Annotated in this window: 11 protein-coding genes; 6 read left to right on the top strand and 5 right to left on the bottom strand. The window is 73.0% G+C overall.

The window, feature by feature from the left end; translation table 11 throughout:
* Positions 1–95: 95 nt before the first annotated feature.
* Positions 96–3,323 (bottom strand): S8 family serine peptidase, encoded by a 3,228-nt coding sequence (locus AC5RWQ_RS29280; protein WP_494285833.1) that lies wholly within the window; start codon positions 3,321–3,323, stop codon positions 96–98.
* A gap of 371 nt (positions 3,324–3,694) precedes the next feature.
* Entirely contained in the window at positions 3,695–4,858 is a 1,164-nt protein-coding gene (locus AC5RWQ_RS29285) for a DNA recombination protein RmuC (protein WP_494285834.1), read from the bottom strand.
* A gap of 54 nt (positions 4,859–4,912) precedes the next feature.
* On the opposite strand from AC5RWQ_RS29285, the gene AC5RWQ_RS29290 reads away from it, so the two are divergent.
* The gene (locus tag AC5RWQ_RS29290) at positions 4,913–5,758 is read left to right on the top strand and encodes a hypothetical protein (RefSeq protein ID WP_494285835.1); all 846 of its coding nucleotides are present in this window, start codon (positions 4,913–4,915) and stop codon (positions 5,756–5,758) included.
* A 66-nt stretch (positions 5,759–5,824) separates the two neighbouring features.
* Here AC5RWQ_RS29290 and ppc read toward each other — a convergent pair whose 3' ends face one another.
* On the bottom strand, positions 5,825–8,611 hold the full coding sequence (gene ppc / locus AC5RWQ_RS29295) for a phosphoenolpyruvate carboxylase (RefSeq protein ID WP_494285836.1): 2,787 nt from the start codon (positions 8,609–8,611) through the stop codon (positions 5,825–5,827).
* A 111-nt stretch (positions 8,612–8,722) separates the two neighbouring features.
* Positions 8,723–9,748: a hypothetical protein gene (locus AC5RWQ_RS29300; protein WP_494285837.1), complete on the bottom strand. Its 1,026-nt coding sequence runs from the start codon at positions 9,746–9,748 to the stop codon at positions 8,723–8,725.
* Positions 9,749–9,828: 80 nt separating this feature from the next.
* Here AC5RWQ_RS29300 and AC5RWQ_RS29305 point away from each other — a divergent pair, with 80 nt between their 5' ends.
* Positions 9,829–10,236: a VOC family protein gene (locus AC5RWQ_RS29305; RefSeq protein ID WP_494285838.1), complete on the top strand. Its 408-nt coding sequence runs from the start codon at positions 9,829–9,831 to the stop codon at positions 10,234–10,236.
* A gap of 33 nt (positions 10,237–10,269) precedes the next feature.
* Entirely contained in the window at positions 10,270–11,310 is a 1,041-nt protein-coding gene (locus AC5RWQ_RS29310; protein WP_494285839.1) for a S66 family peptidase, read from the top strand.
* Positions 11,311–11,340: 30 nt separating this feature from the next.
* Here AC5RWQ_RS29310 and AC5RWQ_RS29315 read toward each other — a convergent pair whose 3' ends face one another.
* A complete protein-coding gene (locus AC5RWQ_RS29315; RefSeq protein WP_494285840.1) occupies positions 11,341–12,246 on the bottom strand; it encodes a cyclase family protein in 906 nt (301 codons plus the stop codon).
* Between the two features lie 157 nt (positions 12,247–12,403).
* Between AC5RWQ_RS29315 and mfd the strand changes: the two genes are divergently transcribed.
* The 3 genes from mfd to AC5RWQ_RS29330 all read left to right on the top strand — a co-directional run bounded on the left by mfd (position 12,404) and on the right by AC5RWQ_RS29330 (position 17,873).
* Entirely contained in the window at positions 12,404–16,042 is a 3,639-nt protein-coding gene (gene mfd, locus AC5RWQ_RS29320) for a transcription-repair coupling factor (protein WP_494285841.1), read from the top strand.
* 62 nt (positions 16,043–16,104) lie between these two features.
* Entirely contained in the window at positions 16,105–16,893 is a 789-nt protein-coding gene (locus AC5RWQ_RS29325) for a hypothetical protein (protein WP_494285842.1), read from the top strand.
* Positions 16,890–17,873, top strand: coding sequence for a nucleoside triphosphate pyrophosphohydrolase (locus tag AC5RWQ_RS29330; RefSeq protein WP_494285844.1), 984 nt, complete (start codon positions 16,890–16,892; stop codon positions 17,871–17,873). The genes AC5RWQ_RS29325 and AC5RWQ_RS29330 overlap by 4 nt, the downstream gene beginning before the upstream one ends.
* The last annotated feature ends 151 nt before the right edge of the window (positions 17,874–18,024 follow it).

The raw sequence follows: 18,024 nt of genomic DNA on the forward strand, positions 1-18,024 counted from the left end.
CCTGAGCGGGCACCCGGCCGGAGCCGCCCGGGCCCGGACGCGCGGGAGGCCCGCCCCCGACGGGGAACGGGCCTCCCGGCTCATCGCCGTACGGCTCAGCCGACGTTGTTGACGATCACGTCGCCGCTGCCGATGAGGATGTTGCTGTCGGTCCGCACCTGGACGGTGCCGTAGAGCGACCGGCCGCTGCCCGGCGCCGCCTTCACGGTCACCGTGCCGGGCACGGTCCACGTCGTACCCGTCGGGCGCGGCGCGTTGGCGTCGGTCACCGCGACGGACCCGAAGGCCGCGTTGGTGAAGACGTCGATGTAGTTGTAGGTGGTCGTGCCGGCGGGCACCGCGTACCCGTCGACCCGGACCTTCCAGGCGCCCGGCTTCGGGTTCGCCACGGTCACCGACTCCTCCGAGTCACCGTCGGCGCTCTGGCCGGCCGCGACGCAGGTCCCGGACGTGCAGTCCAGCACGTACAGGTCGAGGTCGGCGGCCGGGTCGGAGGTGCCGCCGATGGTGGCCCGCAGCGAGGTCGAGCCCGGCGTGACGGTCAGGTCGTACTCCTGCACGTCGTGCGTGGCGATGGAGGGGACGTCCCGCCGGGCGCTGCCCAGCGAGCCGCCGCCGACCGCCCGGCCGGTGAACGCGCCGAGGGTGCTGGTCAGCGAGTACGACCGGTTGACGACATCGCCGACGGTGGCCGAGTCGACCACGTCCGGGTTCGGGGTGACCGTCGCACCGAGCACCGAGGCGGTGAGGGTGAACGGCGTCCACAGCGCGTCGGAGGTACGCCGACCGTCCACGGTGACCTCCCACACGCCCCGAAGCGGGTTGGAGGTGGTGCGGCTGTTCGGCGAACCGGTGGCACAGGCGCCGGCGGCCGGCGAGAAGCAGGAGGTCGACGCGTTGTCGTCGATCGCCACGCCGTACGGGTGGAAGCGCAGGAAGCGCGCCTGGCCCGTGCCGGGGGTGCCGTCCGGGCCGGTGAAGTCGACCTTCAGCGCCGGGGTGTTCGCCGGCACCGCGAAGAAGTAGTGCAGGGCCTGGTTCCGCCCGACCTTGTCGCTGATCTGGACCTGGTAGTTGGCCCCCGGCGCGAAGGTGTACGGCGCGATCACCGTGTTCAGCGTCTGGTAGTCGACGCCGGTGGTGGCCGGGTCGTCCAGCCGCAGCACCGCCGAGTGCGCCCCCGGGGTGGCCGGGTTGATCCGCACGGTCACCGTGACCGGCTTGTTCAGCGGCAGCGCCACCGACGGGTCGGTCGCGAAGGTGCCGTCGTTGCCCACCCAGGACAGCTTGTAGCTGACGGCGTTCGAGCCGCCGGTGGTGCGGGTGAAGGTGTACGTCCGGGTGTACGCGCGGCCGACGGTCACGCCCTCCCGGTCGTAGATGCCGACGCCCACGCCCGGCTTGGCCAGGTAACCGCCGAGCACCGTGTTGACCGGCACCGAGGAGGTGATGTCCACGGTCTTGATGTTCTTGCGCAGCAGCTCGTACGCGGCCGGGACGTTGATCAGGCCGGCGCCCTGCTCGAATGCGCCGGTGTTGTCGATGAACCGGGCCGAGGACATGATGGCCTGCCGGAGCTGGGCCGGCTTGTCCTGGAAACCCTGCGCCTTGGCCGCCCCGACCAGCAGCGCACCGGCGCCCGCGGCCTGCGGGGAGGCCATCGAGGTGCCGTTGAACATCGCGTAGCCCGGCGGCAGCGGGTACGTACCGGCGAGCGGACCGCCCGGCTGCCAGGTGGGCACCGAGGAGATCGCCGAACCCGGGGCGACGACGCTCGGCTTGAAGCCGCCGTCCTCACGCGGGCCACGGGAGCTGTAGTAGTGCAGGCTCTCGGCGTACGGCGAGGTGGTGCCGTAGTTCGAGCGCAGGGTGGCGTCGGTGACGTACGAGCCGACGGCCAGCACCCGCTCGGCGACGGCCGGGTCGCCGACGGTGTTCAGGCCCGGGCCGCTGTTGCCGGCCGAGATGAACATCTGCACGTCGTACTGGTCGATCAGCCGGTTGTAGAGCAGCGCGCGGGTGTTGTTGCCGTCGTTGAGCGACGGCAGGCCACCGATCGACATGTTGATGACGTCGACGTTCGCCTGCTTGGCGGCGTAGATCATGCCCTCGATCAGGGCGCTGGAGGTGCAGCCGCCGACGAAGAGGCAGACCCGGACCGACACGATCTTGGCGCCGGGGGCGACACCGGTCATCGCGCCACCGAAGAGCCCGTTGGCGGCGGTGATGCCGGCGACGTGCGAGCCGTGGGCGCCGGAGACGATGCCGATGTTGACGAACCTGCCCTTGCCGTCCACCTGAACCACGAAGGGCATCGACTCGTTGATCGCGGTTGCCGGGTTGTCGGTGCCGAAGGTGCCGACGTCGTTGCGGACCTTGTAGTCGGTCATCGACTTCTCGTCGGCGAAGGAGCCGTCCTGGTCGGCGTCGACCCAGACGTTGCTGCCGCCGTCCCACAGCACGCCGAACAGACCGCTGCTGCCGGCCGGGTTGCCGTCTCGGTTGACGTCGTTGCCGACCTCGCCACCCAGCCCGGCGGCCCGCTCGTTGAACAGGCCGAAGCGGTAGGACGAGGTGCCGGGGGCGGTCCAGCTCCGGCCGCCCTGGCTGAACGTCGGTCCCGCGACGGAGGTGGTCATGCTGACCCAGGTCGGGTCGCCGTCGGTGGTGGGGTTCGTGTAGGTCACCCAGTCGGTGATCTTGCGCTCGCCGGTGGTGGTCTTCTGCAGCGCCGGGTGCGACAGGTCGACGCCGGTGTCCAGGATGCCGACGGTGACTCCGCGGCCGTCGAGCGTGGGGTGGTCGGCCGTGAAGGTCGCCGCGCCCATGTCCTCGATCGGCATGTACGGGTTGGCCTTCGGCGTCCCGGCGCCCGGGGCGGGCTGCGGGGTGACCGCCTGGGCGCCCTCCGGCTCCGGATCCGGCAGCGGCACCGACGCGTCGATCTCGACGGTCTGCACACCGCTGAGGCCGGTGACCCGGTCCGCCTTGTCGATGGGGACCTCCGCGCGCAGGTAGCCGAGGTCGTTGTCCCGGTACAGGACGGTGGCGCCCAGCGCGGTGAGACCGTCGGCCGCCGTGGTGGCCTGGCCGGAGACGGCGCCCACCAGCAGGGTGAGGCTCTGGTCGCCGTTCGCCCGGGCCTCGGCCAGTCGCTCCTGGTCGGTCGGGGTCCAGCCGGTGGTGCTGCTCTTGAGCACGTCCGTGGTCTGCTCCGCGTTGGCGGGCGCGCCGGCGAACGCCAGGGTCAGCGCCCCGGCGGTCACCACCGACGTCAGGAGCGCGGCCGAGGCACGGCCACGCGGGAAGCGGGATTTACTCACGTCTCTTCCTCCGAGGGGAGAGCGAGGGCCCTGGGGGGTGCAGGGCGGGGGATCGACCGACGGGTCTGCTGACGCGGGTGCCGCCGTCACCTCCTTCAGCGACAGATGTGACACACGTGTTACTCGGACGACCGTCGTGGTAACGGTGACGCGGGTAGTTGCCCGATGACAACGAAAAACGGGCAGGTCATGGCCCCGAACGTCCAATCCGGAACCACCGCCCGGGCGACGGGACGGCCGGGCGCACCGGGCTGGACGACCCCTGCCGTTCCGCCGAAGGGACACAGAACCACGCCGTCCCGACCGGCTGCCCGGGCTCGGGATGCGGCCCGTGCACGGCCGTGTTACACCCCACGGTCACAGGGAAGCTGCTAGATCGAGCGATCCACGGTGGACGGCTCGTCGAGCAGTTCCGGCGCCTGCGGCTGCCGCGGGGCCACCTCCACCTGCGCCGGCGTGGCCAGCTCCTGGTCGGAGACGCCCAGCTCGGCGAGCTTGCGCGCGCTCACCAGCACCCGCGCCTCCAGCGAGCCGACCGCCCGGTTGTAGGCCGTCACCGCCCCGCCGAGCGAGGCGCCGAGCTTGCCGACGTGGTCGCCCAGGGTGGACAGTCGCCCGTACAGCTCGCGGGCCAGTGTGTGCACCGCGACCGCGTTGCGGGCCAGCGCCTCCTGCCGCCAGGCGTAGGCCACCGTGCGCAGCAGGGCCACCAGGGTGGCCGGGGTCGCCAGCACGATGTTGCGGCTGAAGGCGTGCTCCAGCAGCGTCGGATCCCGCTGCAACGCCACGTCGAGGAACGGGTCGGCGGGCACGAAGAGCACCACGAACTCCGGGGTGGAGTCGAACGCCGCCCAGTACGTCTTGGCGGCCAGCCCGTCGACGTGCGCCCGCAGGTGCCGGGCGTGCGCGTCGAGGTGGGTGTCCCGCCCCCGCTCGTCGCGCGCCTCCATGGCGGTGAGGTAGGCGTCGAAGGGTGCCTTGGCGTCCACCACCACCGTCCGCCCGCCGTGCAGCCGGACCACCAGATCGGGGCGGACCCCCTGGTGGTCGGTGGCCGCGGTGACCTGCTCGTTGAAGTCGCAGTGCTCCAGCATGCCGGCCGCCTCGACGATCCGGCGGAGCTGGTGCTCGCCCCAGCGACCGCGCACCTGCGGGGCGCGCAGCGCCGCCACCAGCTGCTTGGTCTCGGTGCGCAGCTCACCGGAGACGGTGCTCATCGCCCGGACCTGCTCGCGCAGCTCGGCGTAGGCGTCCACCCGGGCGTGCTCCAGCTCGGCCACCCGGGACTCGTAGCGGCGCAGGGTGTCGTGCAGCGGCGCCACCGCGCGGGCCACCGCCTCCTGGGACTGCGCGGTCGCCTCATAGCTCAGCGCCCGCATCGACTGCTCCAGCCGACCCTCGCCCTCCCGGGTGGCGGCCAGGGTGGCCTCCAACCGGGCGATCTCCGCCGCCGACCGGGCCCGGGCGGCGTACCAGCCGAGGGCGCCGCCCGCGGCGAGGCAGAGCACCACCACGGCCAGCGTCGTGAACTCCATGCCCGAGAGCTTGCCAAACGGGTACGACGGGCGCCCGCTGGGTACGTTCGGAGCATGGAAGTTGCCCTGTGGGTGATCCTCGTGCTGATGCTCGGAGGTGCGTTCGTGTTCTGGCGGTGGGGGAGCAGGTCCCGGAAGGCCACCGAGTTGGCCGACGCGCGGGCCGAGGCCCAGCGCTGGTACGAGCGGCTCGGTGGCCAGTTGATGAACCTGCACGGCGACCAGCCGGCGGTCCGTCAGGCGCTGGCCGACGCCGGTGAGCGCTACAACGCGGCGGGTTCCCAGCTGGAACAGGCGCGCAGCCCGCAGCAGTTCGCGCTGGCCCGGGAGACCGCGCTGGAGGGGCTGGCCTACATCCGGGCGGCCCGTACGGCGATGGGCATCGACCCCGGCCCCGAGCTGCCCCCGCTGGCGGCCGCCCGGGGTGCCGGGATGCTGACCCGGGAGCGCGAGGTCAACGTGCAGGGGCAGACGTTCCGGGCCGGCCCGCAGCCGGGCCAGGCCACGCCCTACTACTACCCGGGTGGGCGCTACCAGGGCCGGTCCGTGCCGGCCGGCTGGTACTCCACCCCCTGGTGGAAGACCGCGCTGGGCGCCGGCGCCGGGGTGCTCGGCGGGATGCTGATCGCCGACGCGCTCTTCTCCCCGGCCTTCGCCGACCCGGGCTACGGCTACGACGAGGGCTACCAGGAGGGCTTCAACGACGGCGTCGACCAGGGCGACGGCCAGGGTGGCGACCAAGGCGGCGACCAGGGTGGCGACTACGCCGACCAGGGTGGCGACTTCGGCGACCAGGGTGGCGGCGACTACGCCGGAGACTTCGGCGGCGGCGACTTCGGCGGTGGGGACTTCGGCGGCGGCGATTTCGGCGGCGGCGATTTCGGCGGCGGGGACTGGTGACCGCCCGCTGAGCGGCACGGAGAAGGCCCCGGGCGACCCGACCGGGGCCTTCGTCGTACCCGGGGGTCAGCCGGTGTTGCGCATACCGGCGGCGATGCCGTTGACCGTGGTGAGCAGGGCGCGCTCCAGGGCCGTACCGTCGCTCGGGGCGCGGCGGCCGCCCGGCGCGGTCGCCACCGCACGGCCCGCGGCGCCGGAGTCCCGGTACTGCCGCAGCAGCGCCACCTGGAGGTGGTGCAGCGGCTCCAGGTAGGTGTCGCGCACCGCCAGGGTGCGCTGGAGCACCGGTGAGTTCTCCAGCAGGGCCGGCGACGAGGTGACCGCCAGCACCTCCTGCTTGGTCAGCTCGTACTCCTGCTCGATCTTGTCGAAGATCGGGTGCAGCTTCTTCGGGACCAGGGTCTCCACGTAGCGGCGGGCGATGCTGAGGTCGGTCTTGGTCAGCATCATCTCGACGTTCGACAGGAACGTGCGGAAGAAGTGCCAGTTGCGGTTCATCTCGGCCAGCACGTCCTCCAGCCCGGCCGCCCGCGCCGCGGCCAGCCCGGAGCCGACCCCGAACCAACCCGGCACGATCTGCCGGGTCTGCGTCCAGCCGAACACCCACGGGATGGCCCGCAGGCCGGCCAGCCCGGCGCCGGTGTTCGGCCGCTTCGCCGGCCGGGAGCCGATGTTCAGCGCGCCGAGCAGCTCGGTCGGGGTGGACGCCCAGAAGTACGCCGGCAGGTCCGGGTCCTCGACCAGCGACCGGTACGACCGGAACGCCGACTCGGAGACCACGTCCATGGTCGCGTCCCAGCGCTCCAGCTGCTCGGCCGGCTGCCGGGGCGCGGTGTGCAGCAGCGTCGCCTGGAGCACCGCGGCAACGGTCAGCTCCAGGTTCTCCCGGGCCAGCGCCGGCAGGGTGTACTTGTCGGAGATGACCTCACCCTGCTCGGTCACCTTGATCGCGCCGTCCAGGGTGCCGTACGGCTGGGCCAGGATCGCGTCGTGGGTGGGGCCGCCGCCCCGGCCCACCGTGCCGCCCCGGCCGTGGAAGAGCCGCAGGTGCACGCCGTGCCGGGCGGCCACGTCCCGCAGCGCGCGCTGCGCCCGGTGGATCGACCACTGGCTGGTGGTGATGCCCGCCTCCTTGTTGGAGTCGGAGTAGCCGAGCATCACCTCCTGCACGTCGCCCCGGGCCGCCACCAGCGCCCGGTACGCGGGCAGCGACAACAGCTCGTCCAGCAGGTCGCCGCCGGCGTTCAGCTCGGCCGGGGTCTCCAGCAGCGGCACGATCCCGATCCGGGCCCGGCCGGAGTGCACGTCGACCAGGCCGGCCTCGCGGGCCAGTACCACCGCAGCGAGCACGTCGTCCACGCCGAGGGTCATCGAGATGATGTAGGACTCGATCACCTCGGTGCCGAACCGGTCCTGCGCCTCGCGGATCGTGGCGAACACGTCGAACGTCTTCTGCGCCGCCTCGGTGAGCGGGGTGTCCAGGGCGGAGAGCGGTCGACGGCCGGTCAGCTCGTCGGCGAGGAGCTTGGTCCGCTCCAGCCGGCTCAGCGCCGGATAGTCCGGCACCTCGCCCACGGCCGCGTAGAGCTGGCCCAGCACCTCGTGGTGCTTCTCGGCGTGCTCCCGGACGTCCATGGTCGCCAGGTGAAGCCCGAACGCGGAGACGGTACGGATGGTGGAGGCGAGCCGGCCGACGGCGGTGAGCTGCCCGGAGTTGCGGGCCAGCGAGGCGCGCAGCAGCTCCAGGTCGGCGATCAGCTCGGCGGAGCCACGGTAGTCGCGGCCCGGGACGTGGGCGGTGCCGTTGCGCAGCCGCTCCCGGGTGTTGGCCAGCTTCGCCCGCACGCAGCGCGCCTTGAGCCGGTACGGCTCCTCGGCGTTGACCCGGCGGAACCGGGGCGCCACCTCGGGCAGCGCGTCGAGGTCGGCGGCGAGGCTGGCGGAGAGGTCCAGCGACACCGCGCGCAGCCGGCGGGAGACGGACACCTCGTTGATCAGGTGTTCCATCGCCGCCTCGGTGGCCGCGATGCCGTGCTCGTGCTGGATCTGGAGGACGTCGCGGGTGACCGTCGGGGTGACGAACGGGTTGCCGTCCCGGTCGCCGCCGATCCAGGTGCCGAAGGTCAGCGGGCGGGACGTCGGCGAGGTCTCCACGCCGAGGGTGCGCAGCGTGTCGGCGAGGTCGTCGAGCACCTGCGGGGCGGCCTCGGCGTACAGGTCGCGCAGGTAGTAGATGGCGTTGCGGGCCTCGTCGGTCGGGTCCGGCCGGTCGAGCCGCAGCTCGTCGGTCTGCCACATCAGGTCCAGCAGCTCGGCCAGCCGGCGGTTGGCCGGGCCCTCGTCACTGGCGCCGTAGAGGATGGCGTTGGCGGTCTCGGCGTCCAGCTGGTCGGCGATGGCGCGGAGCTTGGACAGGATCGACCGGCGGGCCGCCTCGGTGGGGTGGGCGGTGAAGACCGGGCGCACCGCGAGCCGGCGGGCGGCGGCGGCGATCTCCTCGGCCGGCACCCCGCGCTCGGCGATCATCTTGGCGGCCTGGTCCAGCCAGCCGCCGTGGGTGGCCCGGCGGCGGCGCAGGTCCCGGGCCCGGTGCACCTGCTCGGTGATGTTGGCCAGGTGGAAGTAGGTGGAGAAGGCGCGGGCCAGCTTGGTGCCGGTGGTCACGTCCAGCCCGCCGAGCCGCTGGGCGGCGGCCGGGGCGTCGGAGCGGACCTGGGCGCGGATCTCCTCGACCAGGTCGAGCAGCGGCCGACCCTCCTGGCGGGCGAGGGTCTGCCCGAGCAGGGTGCCGAGGCGGCGGATGTCGGCCCGCAGCGCGGCGTCGGGGCCGTCGTGGTCGTACTGGTCGGTCACGGTGCGCTCCTTACGTGGGTACGGAGGACAGCGCTGTCCGACTTCCTGGATCGTATCCGCGCGGGGCCGGCGGTAAGGAGGGGGCCCTGGATGTCACCTTCCCCACCATTATCACCCGGTCATCCGGGGGGCCGGCCTGGCGGCGGCCCGGCGGCCGCGCACCAGGGTGGCGGTGAGCAGGCCGATCACCCCGAGCGCGGACCAGACCACCAGCCCGGCCAGCGGCCAGCGGCCGGCGCGCCAGTCGAAGTAGACCGCCGACTTGAGCAGATCGGTGGCGAGGCCGGGGACATTCCACCGGTGCATCCCGCGCAGGACGGCGGGGAGGAACTCCGGGGCGTAGATGCCGCCGGAGCCGGGGTTGCCGAGCACCACCAGCAGCAGGATCACCAGGCCGGTGCCGAGCAGCCCCAGCCAGCCCTGCACCGCCGCGGCGACCATCCCGGCGGTGAAGACGGTCAGCATGCCCACCAGGGCGACCGCCAACAGGTCGTGGTCCCAGACGCCGAGCACCGGGCCGACCAGGACCGTGCCGATGATGCCGAGCAGCACGGCGTGCACGGCCAGCGAGGCGATCCGCAGGCCGGCCCGGCGCAGGTCGCGCGGGGCGGTGCCGAGCGAGATCCCGAGCGCGGTGGACGCCAGGTAGCCGCCGAGCACCAGGCCCACGGCCAGGTAGAACGGCACCAGCCCGCGCGGGTCGTCGGCGGAGACCGGCACCCGGTCGGTGACCTCGATCGGGGTCTGCGCCCGCTGGGCCGCGGTGCTGAACACCTGGGTGGCCAGTTCGCTGGCGGCGGGCGCGGACGCGCTGGCGGTGGCGAGGACGAGCTTGCCGTCGGGGGTGGAGGTGAGCACGGCGTACACCTCGCGGGCGGTCAGGCCGTCCTCGGCCTCGCCCGGGCTGTCGTACTCGATCGGTTTGATCTTCTTGGTCTGCCCGCGCACGGCGGCCATCACCGCCTGGGCCCGCTGGTCGCCGAGGACCACCCCGACCGGGACGTCGCGCGGGGTGGGCTGGTGCAGGGCGCCCACGTAGGCCGCGATGAACGCGGTGGCCAGCGCCAGGGTGCCGACCAGCAGCGCCGCGGTACGGGGCAGCCAGTCACGGGTCGGCGGCTCCGGCTCCTCGTCCACGCAGGTCAGCCTAGGCCGATGGTTCGCCCTTATTATGGGGTTTCGCCGCCTGGTGCCCCGGTCGATGCCAGGCTGGCAGCATGGCGCGCGACGACCTGCCGATCCCCGCCGAGGGCATCCTGCTCACCCACTTCGTGGTGGCGGCCGACGTGGCCCGGTCGGCCGCCTTCTACTCCGACGTCCTCGGCGGCACGGTGGTCCGCGAGGGCGAGCCGTCGATGGTCCGGCTGGCCAACAGCTGGATCATCATCAACGTCGGGGGTGGCCCCACCGAGGACAAGCCGGACGTGATCCTGGAAACCCCGTCCGACCCGCACCGGACCAGCGCGTTCCTCAACATCCGGGTGGCCGACGTCCGCGCGGTGCACGCCGAGTGGAGCGCCCGGGGCGCGGTGTTCCTCACCCCGCCACAGGACCGGGGCGCGGAGATCCGCTGCTACCTGCGCGACCCCGACGGCCACCTGATCGAGGTCGGCCAGACGACCTGAAAACCCGTTGGGGGCGGCCGGTAGCGTCCAGGCATGACGTCGCCGAGCTATCCGCCCAAGCCGCGACCCGGCGACCGGGTCGCGGTGGTCTCACCCTCCGCCGGCCTGCCGGCTGTCTTCCCCCACGTGTACGAACTGGGCCTGCGCCGGCTCCGCGAGGAGTTCGGGCTGGAGCCGGTGGAGTACCCCACCACCCGGGCGATGGGCGCCCACCCGCGGGACCGGGCCCGGGACGTCACCGCCGCCTTCGCCGACCCGACGATCACCGCCGTGCTCGCCACCGTCGGCGGGGACGACCTGATCACGGTCACCCCGTACCTCGACGACGACGTGCTGCGGGCCAACCCGAAGCCGTACTTCGGCTACTCGGACAACACCAACATCCTCAACCACCTGTACCGGCTGGGCATCGTGGCGTACCACGGCGGGTCGGTGCTGGTGCACCTCGGCCGGCCCGGGAAGCCGCACCCGCTGACCTTCGACTCGCTGCGCGCCGCCCTCTTCACCTCCGGCTGGTACGACCTGACTCCCGCGCCGGAGTGGGGCGACCGGCCGAACCCCTGGGACGAGCCGGAGACGCTGGCGGACGAGCCGGAGATGCTGCCCGGCGAGGGCTGGCGCTGGCAGGGGCCGGCGTGGATGGTGCGGGGCCGCACCTGGGGTGGCTGCCTGGAGATCCTGCACTGGCTGATGGCCACCGACCGGGTCCCCACGGCCGAGGAACTGGCCGGGTCGGTGCTGGTCTTCGAGACCTCCAACGAGGTGCCGAGCGCGCAGGAGGTGTTCCGGATCGTGCGCAACATGGGCGAGCGGGGCTTGCTGTCGGCCTTCCCGGCGATCGTGGTGGGCCGGCCGAAGGCGTGGGACTTCGACAAGCCGCACTCGGTGCCGGAGCGACTGGCCTGGGGCGAGGCGCAACGCGAATCGATCATGAAGGCGCTGGCGACGTATGCCGACGACCCGGTGGTGGTCTTCGACGTCGACCTGGGCCACACCGACCCGCAGCTGATCGTCCCGTACGGCGGCGAGATCCGGGTCGACGCGCTCGAGCGTCGGATCTCCGTACGCTACTGACCGCCGCGCGGCGGCTGCGACCGCGGAGGGTCAGCCCACCACGGCGAAGGCGCGGACCGGAAAGGTGCGCATGCCCGCCACGCGCGGGGGCGCCGCCGTGAAGCGGAACCCTTCCGGCGGCAGGGCCGCCAGGCCGGTCAGGTGTTCCACGATCGGGACGCCGGCGGCGAGCAGCGCGCTGTGCGCCGGGCGCTCGCCGGCAGCGGCCGGGCTCATGTCGTCGATGTTGATCGAATCGATGCCGACCAGGGCGGCCCCCGCCTCCACCAGCCACCGCGCCCCGTCGCCGGTCAGGTACGGCGCCTCGGGTGCGCCGTACCGGTCGGTGCCGAAGTGCGCGTCCCAGCCGGTGTGCAGCAGCACCGCCCGCCCGGTCACGTCGTACAGGGCCAGCATCAGCCGGTCCACCGCCCGGGCGCCGGCCGGTACCCGGACCACGATCCCGGGCAGGTCGGCGAGCCGGTCCAGCGGCACGCCGGTCAGATCGGGCCCGTCCGCCCAGCGGTGGGACGGGGCGTCGAGGTAGGTGCCGGTGTTGGCGATCATGTCGATCCCGGCCACGTGGAACTCCGTCCCCGGGGCGTACTTCGCCCTGGACGCCTCCCGGGTCAGCCAGTCGGTGATCCGCGGTGCCGGCCAACCGGGCAGGGTGGTCATCCCGTCGGTGATCACGTGACTGAGCTCGACCAGCCGTCGCTCCCGGCGGCCGGCGGCGACGCCGCGACCGCCCTTGTGCGGTTCCTCGATGATCATCTTGTTGTCGATCCGCACCTCGGCGACCATCAGCAGCCCGAGGTGTCGGACGAAGAGCGCGGCCAACTCCTCGTCGGTGATCTCCCGGCCCGCGATGTCCAGCCGGAAACCCTCGGTCCGCAACCCGCCCCCGTTGGCGAAGCGGACGTCCGCGTCGAACTGTGCCCGATACTCCCCTGCCATGCCCCTCACCGCACCACGTCCGCGTTCCCAGGGTCAAGATCCGTCGCTCGGGACCACCCGGGTTGTCCGTGGCGCGGGATAGTCTCGACGGGTACACCCCCCGTCCGGCTGGACGTGGGGTCGTCGCCGTGCGTCGACCTCCTGGAAGTGATCACTGATGCTCACCGGACTCTTCTCCGCCGCCCTGGCCGATCCCGGGCTGGCCCGGGCGCGTGACCTGGCGCGCTCCGGTGCCGCGCAGGTCGACGGCCTCGACCTGACCGCCCCCGCCGCGCTGCGCCCGTTCGCCGTCGCCGCGGTCGCCGCCGACGAGCCCGACGGCGGCGCCGGCCGCCCGGTGCTCGCCGTCACGGCCACCTCCCGCGAGGCCGACGACCTCGCCTCCGCCCTGGGCAGCCTGCTCCCGCCCGAGCAGGTCGCGGTCTTCCCGTCCTGGGAGACGCTGCCGCACGAGCGGCTCTCGCCCCGCTCCGACACCGTCGGCCGACGGCTGGCGGTGCTGCGCCGGCTGGCCCACCCGGAGTCGGCCGACGCGCACGGCTGGACCGGCCCGGTGCGGGTGGTCGTGGCACCCGTCCGGTCGCTGCTGCAACCCCAGCTCAAGGGGCTCGGCGACCTGGAGCCGGTGCGGCTCGCCGCCGGGGACGAGGCGGATCTGGAAGAGGTCGCCCGCCGGCTCACCGACATGGCGTACGCCCGGGTCGACCTGGTCACCAAGCGCGGCGAGTTCGCCGTCCGCGGCGGCATCCTGGACGTCTTCCCACCCACCGACGAGCACCCGTCCCGGGTCGAGTTCTGGGGCGACGAGGTGGAGGAGATCCGCACCTTCGCCGTCGCCGACCAGCGGACCATCGAGGGTGTGCCGCAGCTCTGGGCGCCGCCCTGCCGGGAGCTGCTGCTCACCCCGTCGGTCCGCAAGCGGGCCGCCGCGCTGGCCGAGGAGCACCCCGAGCTTGCCGAGATCCTGGACAAGCTGGCCGAGGGCATCCCGGTCGAGGGGATGGAGTCGCTGGTCCCGGCGTTGCTCGGCAACGAGAGCCTGGAACTGCTGATCAACTGCATGCCGGCCGGCACCCACGTGCTGCTCTGCGACCCGGAGCGGATCCGCACCCGGGCGCACGACCTGGTCCGTACCTCTGAGGAGTTCCTCCAGGCCAGCTGGGCCGCGGCCGCCGTCGGTGGCCAGGCCCCGGTCGACCTCGGCGCCGCCGCCTTCAAGACCCTGGCCGAGGTACGCGCCACCGCCCGCACCCTGCGCCAGCCGTGGTGGACCCTCGCCCCGTTCGGCCTGGTGGAGGCGGACGCCACCGCCCCGGCCCGGCAGCCCTGGGAGGACGCGCCGACCGAGGTCGACGTCACCCCCGACGACGCTATCGCGGTGAGCCTGGCCGCCCAGCCGGCCCCGCTCTACCACGGTGAGACCTCGCGGGTGGTCGACGACCTGAAGCGCTGGGCCGGTGAGGGCTGGTCGATCGCGCTGGTCTTCGAGGGGCACGGCCCCGCCCAGCGGGCCGTCGAGGTGCTCCGCGACGCCGGTCTCGGCGCCCGGCTCACCGACGAGGTGCCGGCCGCGCCGGCCCCCGGCGAGGTGGTGGTCTCCTGCGGCTGCCTGACCGCCGGCTTCGTCGATGAGGCGTCGAAGTTCGTGCTGCTCACCGGCAACGACGTCACCGGCGGGCGAGGCACCTCGACCCGGGACATGCGCCGGATGCCGAGCCGGCGGCGCAACACCATCGACCCGCTGGAGCTGAAGGCCGGCGACCACGTGGTGCACGAGCAGCACGGCATCGGCCGGTACGTCGAGCTGGTCCAGCGCACGGTCAACGGCGCCAGCCGGGAATACCTGGTCATCGAGTACGCGGCGAGCAAGCGCGGCCAGCCCGGCGACCGGCTCTTCGTCCCCACCGACCAGCTCGACCAGCTCTCCAGGTACGTCGGCGGCGAGCAGCCCACCCTGCACAAGATGGGCGGCTCGGACTGGCAGAAGTCCAAGGCCCGGGCCCGCAAGGCGGTCCGCGAGATCGCCGCCCAGCTGATCCAGCTCTACGCCGCCCGCAAGGCGTCCAAGGGGCACTCGTTCGGCCCGGACACCCCGTGGCAGCGGGAGCTGGAGGACGCCTTCCCGTGGCAGGAGACGCCGGACCAGCTCGCCGCCATCGAGGAGGTCAAGCGGGACATGGAGCAGACCGTCCCGATGGACCGGCTGATCTGCGGCGACGTCGGGTACGGCAAGACCGAGATCGCCGTGCGGGCCGCGTTCAAGGCGGTGCAGGACGGCAAGCAGGTGGCGGTGCTGGTGCCCACCACGCTGCTGGTGCAGCAGCACTACAACACCTTCGCCGAGCGGATGGGCCAGTTCCCGGTGACCATCCGGCAGCTGTCCCGGTTTCAGACGCCGAAGGAGAGCGAGCGGACGTTGGAGATGGTCGCCGACGGCACCGTCGACATCGTCATCGGCACCCACCGGCTGCTCCAGACCGCGACCCGGTTCAAGTCTCTCGGCATGGTGGTCATCGACGAGGAGCAGCGGTTCGGCGTCGAGCACAAGGAGCACCTGAAGACGCTGCGCGCCTCGGTCGACGTGCTGAGCATGTCGGCCACCCCGATTCCGCGGACGCTGGAGATGGCGATCACCGGAATCCGGGAGATGTCCACCATCGCCACCCCGCCGGAGGAACGGCACCCGGTGCTCACCTTCGTCGGGGCGTACGACGACCGGCAGGTGGCCGCCTCCATCCACCGTGAGCTGCTCCGCGACGGGCAGGTCTTCTACCTGCACAACCGGGTCGAGTCGATCGACCGGGCGGCCCGCCGGATCCGCGAGCTGGTGCCCGAGGCCCGGGTCGCGGTGGCGCACGGCCAGATGGGCGAGGAGGCGCTGGAGAAGGTGATGGTCGGCTTCTGGGAGAAGGAGTTCGACGTCCTGGTCTGCACCACCATCGTGGAGTCCGGCATCGACATCCCGAACGCGAACACCCTGATCGTGGAGCGCGCCGACCTGCTCGGCCTGGCCCAGCTGCACCAGATCCGCGGTCGGGTCGGCCGGGGCCGGGAGCGGGCGTACGCGTACTTCCTCTACCCGCCGGAGAAGCCGCTCACCGAGCACGCCCACGAGCGGCTGGCCACCATCGCCCAGCACACCGAGCTGGGCGCCGGCATGTACGTGGCGATGAAGGACCTGGAGATCCGGGGCGCCGGCAACCTGCTCGGCGGCGAGCAGTCGGGCCACATCGAGGGCGTCGGTTTCGACCTCTACGTCCGGATGGTCGGCGAGGCGGTGTCGGCGTTCAAGGGCGAGCGCCCCGAGGAGGAGGCCGACGTCAAGATCGACCTCCCGATCGACGCGCACCTGCCGCACGACTACGTCGGCGTGGAGCGCCTGCGCCTGGAGATGTACCGCAAGCTCGCGGAGGCCCGCGACGAGGAGCGGCTGCGCGAGGTGGTGGCCGAGATGACCGACCGCTACGGCGAGCCGCCCGCCCCGGTGCAGAACCTGGTCGCGGTGGCGAGGTTCCGGCTGCTGGCCCGCCGGTACGGCCTCACCGACGTCTCCATGCAGGGCAAGCACCTGCGGTTCGGCCCGCTGCCGCTGCCCGACTCGAAGCAGCTGCGGCTCAAGCGCTACCACCCGGACTCGGTCTACAAGCAGGCCACCGACCAGGTCAGCGTGCCCCGGCCGAGCACCCGCCGGGTCGGCGGCGAGCCGCTGCGCGACCAGGCGTTGCTGGAGTGGTGTGCCCAGCTCCTCAAGGACGTCCTCGGTGAGCCGGCCTCGCTGGTGGGGGCGAGCGCGTGAGGCCGGCCAGCTCGCGGTGGGGGGCGTCACACCGCCGTACCGGGCATGAGAGAGTGACCGGCATGCGTGCACGCCGTCTCATCGCCGCCGCGAGCGTCGCGGCTCTCGGTGTCCTCTCCCTCGCCGCCTGCGGCAAGTCCTCGCCCGACGTGGCCGCGTACGTCGGTGACCGGAGCTATTCGGTCGACCGGGTGGACGCGGTCTACGACGACGCGCAGGCGAAGTACGCCGAGGCGGTGCAGCAGAGCGCCAAGCAGGCCAACATCACCCCCACCCCGGATCAGCTGCGCTCCTCGGTGACCCGGCAGGACGTGGTGAATCTGCTGGTCAGCATCGACCTGGGTAAGCGGGTGGTGGCCGATCAGGGCCTCCAGGTCGCCGACCAGGTGACCCCGGAGCAGCTCGCCCAGCAGCTCCAGATGCCGCCGCAGGCCGAGTACGCGAAGCTCTGGGGCGAGTGGGCCGACATCTCCCTGGTGCTCAGCCAGAAGCTGCCCCCCGCCGACCTGAGCGACGATGCGGTGATGGCGGTCTACCACGCGATCGAGAAGACCGGCGGGATCCAGTCGGGCCTGTCGGTCGCCGAGGTGCGGCAGCTCTTCGGTGAGGGCGGCTTCGTGCGCAGCGCGTCGGCGCTGAGCGCGGCGCTGGAGTCGGAGGCCGACAAGGTCGACGTGTCGATCAACCCGCGGTACCGCCCGCTGGGCGTCCCGTCCTGGGTGAACAAGGGCCAGGAGCTGGTCTTCTACGCGCTGCCGTACATCGACGCGAGCGGCCCGGTCACCGACATCTCCACCCCGGATCCGGTGGACTCCCCGGCCGAGCAGTCCGCCGGGCCGGTGGCGCCCTGAGCACGCCCGCCCGGATCGTCCTGCTGGTCACCTCGCCCCGGTTGCCGGCCGGTCTGCTGACGGCCGCCGCCTGGGACGTCGTACGCGCCGCGCCGGTGCTGGCCGGGGCGGAGAGCGCGCTGACCACGGCCGTACGCGCCGCGGGCGTCGAGGTCATGGTGCTCGAGGGCGGCGCCACGCAGGCGCTGCTCGACGCGGTCGCGGCGCACGGCACGGTGGTCTGGCTGGCTGGCCCGGTCGGCGACGAGGCGCTGGCCCGGGAGCTGGGGCTGCGGCTGGCGCGGGAGCCGGGGCTGGCCGAGCTGGAGTTGATGTACGGCTCGTGGGACCCGCCGGGCGCCCGGCTGCTCGACGCGGTCGAGGTGATGGACCGGCTGGCCTCGCCGGGCGGTGATCCGTGGAAGCTGGCGCAGACCCACCGCAGCCTCGCCGGGTTCCTGCTGGAGGAGTGCTACGAGGCGTACGACGCGATCAGCGCCGACGACACCGACGCGCTCCGCGAGGAGCTGGGTGACGTGCTGCTCCAGGTGCTGCTGCACGCCCGGCTGGCGGAGAACCTGCCCGAGGGTGAGCGGTGGAGCGTCGACGACGTGGCCGGCGGGCTGGTGGACAAGATGGTCCGCCGCAACCCGCACGTCTTCGCCGGCGGCGAGGCGGGCACGCTGGAGGAGATCGAGGCGAGCTGGGAGCGGATCAAGCGGGCGGAGAAGGCCCGTGCCTCCGTGCTCGACGGCATCGCGTTGAGCCAGCCCGCGCTCGCCCTGGCGGCGAAGGTCCTGGATCGGGCCGGCCGGGCCGGCCTCGCCGTCCCGCCTCCGCTGGCCGACACCCAGGTCGACCCGGAGGCCCGACTCGGCGCGAGTCTCCTCGCCACCGTCGCCGCCGCACGGGAGGCCGGCCTCGACCCCGAGGCCGCCCTGCGCCGCGCCGCCCTGGCCTACGCCGAAGCCGTCCGCACCGCCGAACGCCCCACCCCCTGACCCGCCCCGCCCCCCGCCCTGCCCCGACCCAACCTGGTTGATCATGAGGTTACCGGGGCGGAATGCCGGAATCCGTGCGGCCAACCTCATGATCAAGGCGTCGGGCGCGGTGCGGCGCGGGCGGGGGCGGGGGTGGGTAGGGTCGGGGGAT

Source organism: Micromonospora sp. BS32 (assembly GCF_059089345.1).